Source organism: Pseudomonas sp. B21-048, from assembly GCF_024748615.1.
In the GTDB taxonomy this organism is placed as follows: Bacteria; Pseudomonadota; Gammaproteobacteria; order Pseudomonadales; family Pseudomonadaceae; genus Aquipseudomonas.
Map to the genome: position 1 here is coordinate 1112872 of NZ_CP087168.1, position 11523 is coordinate 1124394.

Genomic DNA, 11523 nt, shown 5'->3' on the forward strand with positions numbered 1-11523 from the left:
CTGGACTGGTGAGTTTGCTATTAATAACATACCGGCCAGTATAAATATTCCAAGCTCCATTAGCGAAAGGTCCTTCACCATGTTCCGCTATGCCTTGTCCCTCGCATTGCCGGTCAGTCTGGCTTTTTTATTGTCTGCGTGTGGTCATGAAGAGTCGCCTCAAACCACCGTCCACCCGGCCATGGTCGTACAGCCAGAGCCTTCGGCCCAGGCCATGGAAAGTTTTCCCGGTGAAGTTCGCGCGCGCTATGAGCCGGACCTGGCCTTCCGTATTGGCGGCAAAGTCAGCCGACGACTGGTCGAAGAGGGGCAGCGGGTCAAGGCTGACCAACCCTTGGCGGAGCTCGATCCTCAAGACGTGCGCCTGCAACTGGAAGCCACCCGTGCGCAGGTCGCGGCCGCCGAAGCCAACCTGAGCCTGGTGCGCGCCGAGCGTGATCGCTACAAAACCCTGATGGAGCGGCAGATGGTCAGCCGTTCGCAGTATGACAACGCGGAAAACCTCTACCGCTCCGGTGAAGCACGCCTCAAGCAAATCAAAGCCGAATTCAATGTCTCGACCAATCAGGCCAGTTACGCGGTGCTGCGCGCGCCGCAGGACGGCGTGGTGGCCAAACGTGCAGTTGAAGTCGGGCAGGTGGTGGCGGCCGGGCAAACCGTATTTACCCTTGCCACCGATGGCGAGCGTGAAGTAGTGATCAGTTTGCCGGAGCAGAGCTTCGGTCGCTTCAAGGTCGGTCAGCCCGTCTCGGTGGAACTCTGGACCCAGCCCGATCAACGTTTCCCCGGACACATCCGTGAATTGTCGCCAGCGGCCGATCCGAAATCCCGCACCTTTGCTGCCCGCGTTGCATTCACCGCCGGCAAGGTTCCGGCTGAACTTGGCCAGAGCGCCCGGGTGTTTATCCGGACCGCCGAAGTAGTGGCGTTGTCGGTGCCACTGTCGGCGGTCACCGCGGAAAATGGTGCTACTTATGTGTGGGTACTCGGTGCCAACAATACCTTGAAAAAAGCCCCGGTGCGGGTCGGTGCATTCGGCGAGAAAACCGTGCCGGTGCTCGAAGGCCTGAACGCCAGCGACTGGGTGGTGGTGGCCGGTGTTCATGTGCTTCACGACGGGCAGCAAGTGCGCCCGGTGGATCGCTCCAACCGCGTGGTCAATCTGGCGCACAAGGAGTAATCCCCGATGGGTTTCAATCTTTCCGAATGGGCGCTGCGTAACCGCCAGATCGTCCTGTTCCTGATGCTCTTGCTGGCCGTCGTCGGCGCGTTGTCCTACACCAAGCTCGGCCAAAGCGAAGACCCGCCGTTCACCTTCAAAGCCATGGTGATCCGCACCAACTGGCCAGGGGCCACGGCCGAGGAGGTGTCGCGTCAGGTCACCGAGCGTATTGAAAAGAAACTGATGGAAACCGGCGAGTACGAACGGATCGCCTCGTTCTCCCGCCCGGGCGAGTCCCAGGTGACGTTCATGGCTCGGGACTCCATGCACTCGGTGGAAATCCCGGAGCTCTGGTATCAAGTCCGCAAAAAAATCAGCGACATTCGCCACACCCTGCCACCGGGCATCCAGGGACCCTTCTTCAACGATGAGTTCGGCACCACCTTCGGCAACATCTACGCCCTGACCGGCGAAGGTTTTGATTACGCGGTGCTCAAGGACTACGCCGACCGTGTCCAGATTCAGCTGCAACGGGTCAAGGATGTGGGCAAGGTCGACCTGCTCGGACTGCAGGACGAGAAGATCTGGATCGAACTGTCCAACGTCAAACTGGCCACCCTCGGGTTGCCGTTGACGGTGGTGCAGCAGGCACTTGAAGAGCAGAACGCGATGTCCACCGCTGGCTTCTTCGAAACCACCAGCGAGCGTTTGCAGCTACGGGTCTCGGGGAATTTTCAGACGGTCGATGAGATCAAGAACTTCCCGATCCGCGTCGACGATCGCACGTTCCGTATCGGCGATGTGGCGAATGTGCGTCGTGGCTTCAACGATCCACCGGCACCGCGCATGCGTTTCATGGCTGAAGACGCCATCGGTCTGGCCGTGGCCATGAAGGAGGGGGGCGACATTCTGATACTGGGCAAGGCGTTGGAAGTCGAATTCGCCCGAATCCAGAAAAACCTCCCGGCCGGCATGCAGTTGCGCAAAGTGTCTGATCAACCCGCCGCGGTGAAAACCGGTGTCGGCGAGTTCGTTCAGGTGTTGGTGGAGGCCCTGGCAATTGTATTGCTGGTGAGTTTCTTCTCCCTCGGTGTGCGCACCGGCATGGTCGTGGCGCTGGCAATTCCGCTGGTGTTGGCGATGACTTTCGCCTGCATGTATTACCTGGGGATCGGCCTGCACAAGATTTCCCTTGGCGCGCTGGTGCTGGCGCTGGGGTTGCTGGTGGACGATGCGATCATCGCCGTGGAAATGATGGCGATCAAAATGGAGCAGGGCTTCGACCGGGTCAAAGCCGCCAGCTATGCCTGGACCAGCACCGCGTTCCCGATGCTCACTGGTACGTTGATAACTGCTGCCGGTTTCCTGCCGATTGCCATCGCGCAATCGGGCACCGGCGAATACACCCGTTCGATCTTCCAGGTGGTGACCATCGCGTTGTTGGCGTCGTGGGTGGCGGCCGTGGTCTTTGTGCCTTATCTGGGGGAAAAACTCCTGCCGGACCTGGCGAAAATTCACGCCGCCAAACATGGCATCGGCGACGGCCAACCCGACCCTTATGGCACGCCGTTCTACCAGCGTGTCAGACGGCTGGTGGAATGGTGCGTGCGCCGGCGCAAAACGGTGATCGTCCTGACCATCGTGATGTTCGTCGCATCAGTGGTGCTGTTCCGTTTCGTGCCGCAGCAGTTCTTCCCGGCTTCGGGGCGACTGGAGTTGATGGTCGACCTGAAACTGGCCGAAGGTGCGTCGTTGAGCAACACCAGCGATGAGGTCAAACGCCTCGAAGGCCTGCTCAAGGATCACGCCGGGATCGACAACTACGTGGCGTATGTCGGCACCGGTTCGCCGCGTTTCTACCTGCCATTGGATCAGCAACTTCCGGCGGCGAGCTTTGCGCAGTTTGTTGTGCTGGCCAAGACCATCGAGGATCGCGAAATCCTGCGCACCTGGCTGATTGAAACCCTCAATGAGCAGTTCCCGGCCCTGCGCTCGCGAGTCACGCGGCTGGAGAATGGCCCGCCGGTTGGCTATCCGGTGCAATTTCGGGTCACCGGTGAACACATCGAGGAAGTCCGCGCATTGGCGCGCAAAGTCGCGGCCAAGGTTCGCGAAAACCCACACGTGGTTAACGTGCATCTGGACTGGGAGGAACCGAGCAAAGTCGTTTACCTGAACGTCGATCAGGACCGCGCGCGGGCGCTGGGTGTGAGCACGGCGAACCTCTCGGCGTTTCTGCGAAGCTCGCTGACCGGTGCCAGCGTCAGCCAGTACCGCGAAGACAACGAGTTGATCGAGATCCTGTTGCGCGGCACTGTGCATGAGCGCACCGAGCTGGGGTTGCTACCAAGTCTGGCCGTGCCGACCGACAATGGTCGCAGTGTGGCGCTGTCGCAGATTGCCACGCTGGAATATGGCTTTGAGGAAGGCATCATCTGGCACCGTAACCGTCTGCCCAATGTGACGGTTCGCGCCGATATCTATGACAAGGAACAACCGGCGACACTGGTGCAACAGATCATGCCGACCCTCGATCCGATTCGCGCCGAACTGCCGGACGGCTATCTGCTGGACGTCGGCGGTACGGTGGAAGACTCGACGCGCGGGCAGGATTCGGTGAACGCTGGCGTGCCGCTGTTTATCGTGGTGGTGCTGACGTTGCTGATGCTGCAACTGCGCAGTTTCTCACGCACGGTGATGGTATTTCTGACGGCGCCACTGGGGCTGATTGGTGTGACGCTGTTTCTGATGGTGTTCCGCCAGCCGTTCGGTTTTGTGGCAATGCTCGGGACGATCGCCTTGTCCGGGATGATCATGCGTAACTCGGTGATTCTGGTGGATCAGATCGAGCAGGATATCGCTGCCGGGCTTAAGCCTTGGCAGGCGATTATCGAGGCGACGGTGCGGCGGTTCCGACCCATTGTGCTGACGGCGTTGGCGGCGGTGTTGGCGATGATTCCATTGTCGCGCAGTGTGTTTTTCGGGCCGATGGCGGTGGCGATCATGGGTGGGCTGATTGTGGCGACGGCGTTGACGTTGCTGTTTTTGCCGGCGTTGTATGCGGCTTGGTTCAGGGTCAAGCAAGAGCCGGTGTGATCTTTGATCTTGGCGGCCTTCGGGCCGACCATGCTGTTGTTGGTGGGGGGCATATCCGTTGCTGCGGTGATGGCGGCTTATTGTTTCGCCCCTACGGCGAGGGGGTGTACGGGATTCTGTGTAAACGGCGTTGCTGTTAATCCTGCAAAAGCCGGTCTTCGAACTGGATACTGAACCGGTTCAAGGCCCCCGCCCAGTCCCTGATTGGCATTGTCCACTTCTTGCTGATGTTATTCAGCGCCAGATAAAAGAGCTTCATAACCGCGTCATCAGTCGGGAATGAGGCTCTGCTTTTGGTGACCTTGCGCAAGCTCATGTTGATCGACTCGATGGCGTTGGTGGTATAGATCACCGTCCGTATCTCAGGTGGATAATCGAATAGAGGTATGACCCTCGCCCAGTTTTTGCGCCATGACTGGCTGATCAGAGGGTATCGATCATCCCATTTGGCCTCGAAATCGGTCAGCTTTTGCTCGGCCATTTCAACCGTCGTCGAGCGGTAAATAAGCTTGAGGTCGGCAGCGGCTTCGCGTTGATGCTTCCACGATACGAACTTCAAGCTGTTGCGCACCATATGCACGATGCACAGTTGAACCGAGGCTTGCGGATAGACCACTTCGATCGCCTCAGGAAAGCCCTTGAGCCCATCCACGCAGGCGATAAAGATGTCTTTTACCCCGCGTGTTTTAAGCTCTGTGACTACTTGCAGCCAGAATTTGGCACCTTCAGTCTGTGCGATCCACAATCCTAGAACTTCTTTTCGACCGTCCATATTGACGCCAATGGCCAAGTAAACCGCCTTGGTTCTGACCGCGCCACTGTCGCGCACTTTGACGTGAATGCAATCGAGGTAGAGGATCGGATAGAGCTCGTCCAGAGGACGCGATTGCCAGACTTTGACCTCTTCGCTAACGGCGTCGGTAATCGCCGAGATGAGGCTAGGAGAGACCTCTGTGCCGTACATCTCCTGCAGGTGCCCCTGAATTTCCCGAACAGTCATCCCTCGGGCGTACAGCGAAATGACCTTGTCATCGAAGCCGGTCCAACGCGTCTGGTGCTTGGAAACTAGCTGGGGCTCGAACATTCCCTGGCGATCACGGGGAATCTCCAGCGGTAGCTCGCCAAAGTCGCCCTTGAGCGTCTTACCGCTATGGCCGTTGCGAGCATTTCCTTCGGCATTGGTAACGGCTGCGCTTTTGTCATGCCCCAGGTGCTCGGTCATTTCAGCTTCCAGGGCTCGTTCGACGAGCATCTTGGTGAGCTGCTTGAGCAGGCCATTTTCGCCGATCAGATCTTCGGGTTTTCGGTAGTTGGCCAACAGGCTGTCGGCCAGCTTTACCAGTTCAGGATCGGGTTTGACTCGTTTAGTGCGCTTGGGCTCGGTCATTGAGACTCCTTGGGAAAGGCAGTGTGCGCCTAATGACCGTTTACACAAACCTCAGGACACCCTCTACGGCGAGTCCCTTTTGGCAAACGCCCGGAATGCCGGCCCAGCCAAAAGGAACCAAAAGGTCTCGCCCCAAGCGTCCGGCCCTCGCTGAGGCTCGGCGTTCCTTCGCTCCGGTATCCATCTGGGGGCATCGCCCTACGGTCTGCTTCGCTACGACCTACATGCGATGGGTTCGACTGCGTCGAACGGCGCTGCGCGCCAATCCCCAGATGAACACCTCCCCTCCTCCTCCCTTCAAGTCCTACCATACAAGCGGGCTTGCCCGCGAAGACGGCCTGACAACCGACCAATCTCTCTCAGACATACGCCACCCCACTTGTAGGAGCGAGGCTTGCCCGCGAAGGCGGCCTGACAGCCAACCAGTTTGATAGCTCATCGCTCCAGGCATTGTTTATAAACGATCAAACATAAAGGAAACATCCGACAAGTTTTTCAGGTTGTCTGTCGGAAGCGCGACCCCTAGCCTTGGACCGTCGCTGCAAAAAGCAGCGACCGGGTTTCGCAGCCCGGTTAAACTTCAGACGCTCAGCGTCCACCATCCGAAAGCGGGCGCTTTTTATGCCTGTGTTATGGCGGCTGTGCGCGGGATACCTTCGGGTATGCCGGGTTCCTGAAGTCCCGGTCTGCGAACCTGCGTACAGCTGCCACCTTAAATTCGTTTCGCAGCGATCGGTGGCAGCTCCATTACTTCAGGAGCTACACAATGATCAAAGACAGTCCAAATCCCCCCGAAGCAGAACCAGAAATAGAAACAGAAACTGATCCCGTTTCTCCCTACGCTTTCCTCAATTCCAGGAAACTCCACGACGCGGCAATCCGCGCGCTCGATCACTACCTCGCCCCTGCGGCCGAAAAAAAGGCCAAAGCCGATCGTCGTCCCAGTACGATTTTCGTCATCGGTCCAAACGTCGATTCCGAAACTCTCCTGGCTCATGCCTGTGAAACCCTTGCCACAGCCAATGTCATGGCCAGTGAGTTAGCCTTCGACCTGACCGGCCCCACGTGCAACTTGGTGCTGGGGATTCAACAGATGATTTCACTGGCGGAGTTGTCGGTAAATCGCGTGCTGGATAATCTGGATCCGCAACAGTAGCGCAAAAAAAAGCCCGCTGAACCTTTAAAGGTCAGCGGGCTTTTCGTGATGAGTTGCACTTGGAAAATTACAACGTACCAAACACCTTCTTCGCCAAACTGGTCGCCGCCGCCGCAGGGTTCTGGCGAATGGTTTCTTCCTGCTTGCCGATCATCTCGAACAAACCGTTCAACGCCTGCTCGGTCACGTAGCTTTCGATGTTGGCGCTTTTTGCATCCAGCACACCCAGTGTCGCCGCTTGCCCGGCGAACGAGTTGTATTGCTGGGCCAGGCCGACCTGGTCGGTGGCTTGTTTGACGATCGGCAGGAACTTGGTGCGGATCTGCTCGCGGCTGGTTTTGCTCAGGTACTGAGTGGCCGAGTCCTTGCCGCCGCTGAGGATCCCCTTGGCATCTTCCACGGTCATCTTCTTCACCGCATCCACCAGAATCGGCTGAGCCTGCGTCACGGCCGTTTCAGCCGCTTTGTTCATGCTGGTTTCCAGTTGATCGACCTGATCGCCCATGCCGAACTGTTTCATTTTTTTGGCGACTTTGCCCAACTTGCCTGGCAGTTCGATCTTCACGTCCGGGTTGTTGCTGAAGCCGCCGGGTGTGCCGAGTTGTTTGACGGCCAGTTGCGCGCCTTGGGTGAGGGCGTCCTTGAGACCGCCGGTGGCGTCTTGTTGCGACAGGTCGCTGAGAGACACTGCCAGGGCGTTGGCGCAGATCATCAAGCCTGCGCACAGGCCGGCGAAGCGAAGGGTAGGGCGGAGCATGGCGGCTTCCTTGTTCTTAAAAAAGGTTCAGAAAAAAGCGTTAGCGGGCTGCATCGACGCGGATTTTCAGGGGTTGCGGGTCTTTGCCATCCAGTTGCACGGCATGATTTTCAGTGGTGATGAACATCAGCTTGCCGTCCACTTCGATACGCGCGCTGACCGAATAGCGATGGCCGGGTTTGACCTGCGCCGGATCGTCGCTCAAATGGAACGGCAACGGCACCTGGCCTTTGACCGGGCCTTTCTGCTCGTCGAGCACTACCGCCGGTGCGTCGGCCAGAGACACATCTTGCAAGCTGACGCTCAAGATCGCGCTCGGTGGCAGAGCAATGCGTTGCAGGTAGAACACTTCGCCGTCGAGGCTGGCGTTGGCGGTCGGTTGTGTCGACTGGCAGGCACCGAGCAGGGCAGTCAGCAGGACAAGAGAGCGTTTTTTCATCGAAGATCTCCGTATCAAAGGCGCCAGAAGAAGCCTGGCGCCTGTAGGAATTTAGACGCTCTGCGCTGGAGTCGCGACTTGGTCCGCAGCATCTTCACTGCGATGCAACGCCACCTGACGGATCGACAAGCGAATCTCGGCCGGCAATACCCGTTTGGCCGCGCCTTCGGCCAGTTCACCGAGCAGTTTGTGATAGCTCAACTTGCCGGCCTCGTCGCGACGCAGCACGTCGAGGTCCAGCATGGTCTGGATGAAGTGACGGAACAGGCTCTTGTCGAAGAACTCCGGGGCGTTCAGGCCGTGGAGGATCGACAGGCGCTGGGCCATGACGGTGCAGAGGTCTTCAAGTTCTTCGGCGCTGAGGCTGTTCTGGCCGCTGTTGAGCAGCAAGGAAACGGTCATGTAGAAGCGCTGCAAGGTCTGGGCAATGCTTTTCGACAGCAGCGTCAGCAGCACGAAATGCCGCGAGCTCGGCGCCGGACGCAGGTACACGTCTTTCTCGAAACGCAGCAGGCCTTGCTCGACGAAGGCTTCGAGCCATTGATCGACCATGCCATCGAGTTCGTCCAGCGACCAGCGAATGAACAGCTCCGCTTGCAAGTACGGGTACAGCGCGTGGGTGTAGCGCAGGATCTGCTCGCGGCTCATGCGCGAGGTGCTCTGGAAAAAACTCGCCAGCAACGACGGCAACGCGAAGATGTGCAGCACGTTGTTGCGGTAGTAGGTCATCAGGACGGCGTTCTGTTCGTCCAGGTACAGAATCTTGCCCAGCGCATCGCTTTGCTCGGACAACAGATCCATGTCCTTCACGTGCTCGATCAGCGCCCGACCGTCGCCCTCCGGCAGGGTGGTGTGCGAGGAGTAGGGAACCTTGCGCAACAGCGCCAGATACAGATCGAGTACCCGCGCCATGGCGCGATCGTCCAGGGCCAGACGGCTGGTGGACAACAACGCCAGGGCCACCAGATTCACCGGGTTGATCGCCGCCGCTTCATTCAAATGCTGTGCGACTTTCTCGCCGAGGCGGTTAGTGGTTTCGTTGAGCCAGACCGGTTTGAACTGCGGACCAAGTTCCTGTTGGCGCCAATCTGGCTGTTCGCTGTCGAGGAATTCCGCCAGTTTGATCGGCTCACCGAAGTTGACCGCAACCTGACCGAAGCGCTGCTTGAGCGCGCCGATGACTTTGAAGATGTCGAAGATCGATTCTTTCTTCTTGCTCGCGCCACGCAATTCGCCGAGGTAGGTGCGGCCTTCCAGCACGCGCTCGTAGCCGATGTACACCGGCACGAAGACGATCGGCATGCGCGACGAACGCAGGAAGCTGCGCAGAGTGATCGCGAGCATCCCGGTTTTCGGTTGCAGCATGCGCCCGGTGCGCGAGCGGCCGCCCTCGACGAAGTACTCGACCGGGAAGCCTTTGGTGAACAGGGTATGCAGGTATTCGTTGAACACTGAGGTGTAAAGCGGGTTGCCCTTGAAGGTACGGCGCATGAAGAACGCGCCGCCACGGCGCAGCAGGCTGCCGATCACCGGCATGTTGAGGTTGATCCCGGCGGCAACGTGCGGCGGGGTCAGGCCGTTGCGGAACAGCAGATAGGAGAGCAGCAAATAGTCGATGTGGCTGCGGTGGCATGGCACGTAGATCACTTCGTGACCTTGGGCGACTTTTTGCACACCTTCGATATGGTTGACCTTGATCCCGTCGTAGATCTTGTTCCAGAACCAGCTCAGCACCACTTCCAGAAAGCGGATCGCGGTGTAGGTATAGTCCGAGGCGATCTCGTTGCCGTAGCGCAGGGCCTGGGCCTTGGCTTTTTCCGGGGAAATGTTTTCGCGTTCGGCTTCGTCAAGGATCGCTTGCTTGACCAGCGGCTGATTGAGCAGGCCTTTGACCAGGTTGCGACGGTGGGAAATATCCGGGCCGATCACCGCGGCTTTCAGGTTGCGAAAGTGCACCCGCAGGATCCGCTGGGCCATGCGCACGGTGCGCTCGTGGCCTTTATTGTGAGCGATCAGTTCACGCAAATGAATCGGTGCCGAGAACTGCACCCGGGTCTTGCGCCCCAACACGATGATGCTCAGCAGCCGACGCAAACGCCCGGTGACCGCCCAACTGTCGGCGAACAACAGTTTCCACGGGCTCGACTCGCTGTCCGGCGACTGGCCCCAGAACACGCTGACCGGAATGATCTGCGCGTCTTCGGCGGCGTTCTGGCTCAGGGCGCTGACCAGACGAGTGAGGGTCGGTGGCGCACCGCGCTTGTCCTGACGGCCGAGCCAGTCGGGCTCCGGCGTCAGGTAAAAGAACGCGGCGGGTTCCACCAACGCACCCACCGATACCGGTAATACCGGTCGGGGCAGGCCGGCCTTGCTGCATTCTGTATCGACCACGGCGAGGTCGGTCAGTGAAGGATTTTGCAGGACGTAAAACACCGGCCGGCTGCGGTCGAGGTTGAGGGTGAACGACGACTGGTTGATCGTCTCCGAGCGAACCCAGAGGTACAGCAGTCGGCGCAGGGTGCCAAACACAAGACGGCGGAACGGGGAACGGGTCATACGGCTTCTGCGTGAGTGAATTAAACCGAGCAGTTGCTCGGGAGGCCGACAGTGTGCCGGATTCGTCGAAAATCGGCAAAAAAGCAGCGAAGTAAACTCCTATTGAGAGTTTTGGTGCCTGTCATATACTCGGCGCTCTGTCGCCGTTGCCTTCATGGGACCGGTATGCGCAGGCTGACGTTCCCGAGGCTTTCCTGCGAAAAGCCCGATCAATAATAAAAAGGGAGTATGAACAAATGGCAACACGCGAAACCGGCAATGTGAAGTGGTTCAACGACGCCAAGGGCTATGGCTTCATTCAGCGCGAGGACGGGGTGGACGTGTTCGTGCACTACCGCGCGATCCGCGGCGAAGGGCATCGCTCGCTGACTGAAGGTCAGCAGGTTGAGTATGCAGTGGTGACCGGCGAGAAGGGCTTGCAGGCTGAGGATGTGGTGGGTTTGTAAACCCATTCCTGAAGATCGTTCCCACGCTCTGCGTGGGAATGCCTCAACGGACGCTCTGCGTTCGGCTTTTGAAGGGACGCGGAGCGTCCCGGGTTGCATTCCCACGCAGAGCGTGGGAACGATCAAATGGGAACGTGGATTACGCGGTTTTCCAGGTGATTTCTTCTTCACCATCAGCACTGATGCGCATCCAGCGATCCGCCGTCTCTTCACCTTCTTCCTCGACCCAAGTGCCCGGTGCGCAACGCACTTCGACGTTCAGTGCGGCAAACGCGGCGCGGGCGCAGGCGATGTCGTCTTCCCATGGGGTCTGGTCGCTTTCCAGGTACAGGCTGTTCCATTTGCCGACGGCTTTCGGCAGCCAGGTGACCGGCACGTTGCCGGCCTTGCACTTGTAAGTCTGGCCTTTCTGCACCCAGTCGGTGCACGGGCCTAAAGCCGCGCCGAGCCAGGCCGCGATGGCCTTGTAGTCGACGTCGGCGTCTTTCAGGTAAATCTCGATATCGGGTTGGCGCATGGATGTC

At 58.8% G+C, this 11523-nt stretch carries 9 protein-coding genes; 4 read left to right on the forward strand and 5 right to left on the reverse strand.

Annotated features, from left to right (window positions below; all coding sequences use genetic code 11):
* Positions 1-79 precede the first annotated feature (79 nt).
* Together LOY56_RS04995 and LOY56_RS05000 are read left to right on the forward strand one after the other, a co-directional pair.
* Positions 80-1180, forward strand: coding sequence for an efflux RND transporter periplasmic adaptor subunit (locus tag LOY56_RS04995; protein ID WP_258620284.1), 1101 nt, complete (start codon positions 80-82; stop codon positions 1178-1180).
* A 6-nt stretch (positions 1181-1186) separates the two neighbouring features.
* Entirely contained in the window at positions 1187-4258 is a 3072-nt protein-coding gene (locus LOY56_RS05000) for an efflux RND transporter permease subunit (protein ID WP_258620285.1), read from the forward strand.
* Between the two features lie 136 nt (positions 4259-4394).
* Here LOY56_RS05000 and LOY56_RS05005 read toward each other — a convergent pair whose 3' ends face one another.
* Entirely contained in the window at positions 4395-5645 is a 1251-nt protein-coding gene (locus tag LOY56_RS05005) for an IS256 family transposase (RefSeq protein ID WP_258615961.1), read from the reverse strand.
* Positions 5646-6411: 766 nt separating this feature from the next.
* Between LOY56_RS05005 and LOY56_RS05010 the strand changes: the two genes are divergently transcribed.
* Positions 6412-6801, forward strand: a complete 390-nt coding sequence (locus tag LOY56_RS05010) for a DUF6124 family protein (RefSeq protein WP_063342627.1) — start codon at positions 6412-6414, stop codon at positions 6799-6801.
* 67 nt (positions 6802-6868) lie between these two features.
* Here LOY56_RS05010 and LOY56_RS05015 read toward each other — a convergent pair whose 3' ends face one another.
* From LOY56_RS05015 to plsB, 3 genes are read right to left on the reverse strand one after another with little or no spacing between them, the layout of a single operon-like run.
* Positions 6869-7558, reverse strand: coding sequence for a DUF4197 domain-containing protein (locus LOY56_RS05015; RefSeq protein ID WP_258620286.1), 690 nt, complete (start codon positions 7556-7558; stop codon positions 6869-6871).
* A gap of 40 nt (positions 7559-7598) precedes the next feature.
* Complete coding sequence (locus tag LOY56_RS05020) at positions 7599-7997, reverse strand: YbaY family lipoprotein (RefSeq protein WP_258620287.1); 399 nt, start codon at positions 7995-7997, stop codon at positions 7599-7601.
* Positions 7998-8048: 51 nt separating this feature from the next.
* Positions 8049-10553: a glycerol-3-phosphate 1-O-acyltransferase PlsB gene (plsB, locus tag LOY56_RS05025; RefSeq protein ID WP_258620288.1), complete on the reverse strand. Its 2505-nt coding sequence runs from the start codon at positions 10551-10553 to the stop codon at positions 8049-8051.
* 236 nt (positions 10554-10789) lie between these two features.
* Here plsB and LOY56_RS05030 point away from each other — a divergent pair, with 236 nt between their 5' ends.
* The gene (locus LOY56_RS05030) at positions 10790-10999 is read left to right on the forward strand and encodes a cold-shock protein (RefSeq protein ID WP_007964248.1); all 210 of its coding nucleotides are present in this window, start codon (positions 10790-10792) and stop codon (positions 10997-10999) included.
* 139 nt (positions 11000-11138) lie between these two features.
* Here LOY56_RS05030 and LOY56_RS05035 read toward each other — a convergent pair whose 3' ends face one another.
* Positions 11139-11516, reverse strand: coding sequence for a hypothetical protein (locus tag LOY56_RS05035; RefSeq protein WP_258620291.1), 378 nt, complete (start codon positions 11514-11516; stop codon positions 11139-11141).
* Positions 11517-11523: the final 7 nt, after the last annotated feature.

Coding starts and splice junctions, on each gene's coding strand:
- LOY56_RS04995 (WP_258620284.1), top strand. CDS start 80: ATGTTCCGCTATGCCTTGTCCCTCGCATTGCCGGTCAGTCTGGCTTTT.
- LOY56_RS05000 (WP_258620285.1), top strand. CDS start 1,187: ATGGGTTTCAATCTTTCCGAATGGGCGCTGCGTAACCGCCAGATCGTC.
- LOY56_RS05005 (WP_258615961.1), bottom strand. CDS start 5,645: ATGACCGAGCCCAAGCGCACTAAACGAGTCAAACCCGATCCTGAACTG.
- LOY56_RS05010 (WP_063342627.1), top strand. CDS start 6,412: ATGATCAAAGACAGTCCAAATCCCCCCGAAGCAGAACCAGAAATAGAA.
- LOY56_RS05015 (WP_258620286.1), bottom strand. CDS start 7,558: ATGCTCCGCCCTACCCTTCGCTTCGCCGGCCTGTGCGCAGGCTTGATG.
- LOY56_RS05020 (WP_258620287.1), bottom strand. CDS start 7,997: ATGAAAAAACGCTCTCTTGTCCTGCTGACTGCCCTGCTCGGTGCCTGC.
- plsB (WP_258620288.1), bottom strand. CDS start 10,553: ATGACCCGTTCCCCGTTCCGCCGTCTTGTGTTTGGCACCCTGCGCCGA.
- LOY56_RS05030 (WP_007964248.1), top strand. CDS start 10,790: ATGGCAACACGCGAAACCGGCAATGTGAAGTGGTTCAACGACGCCAAG.
- LOY56_RS05035 (WP_258620291.1), bottom strand. CDS start 11,516: ATGCGCCAACCCGATATCGAGATTTACCTGAAAGACGCCGACGTCGAC.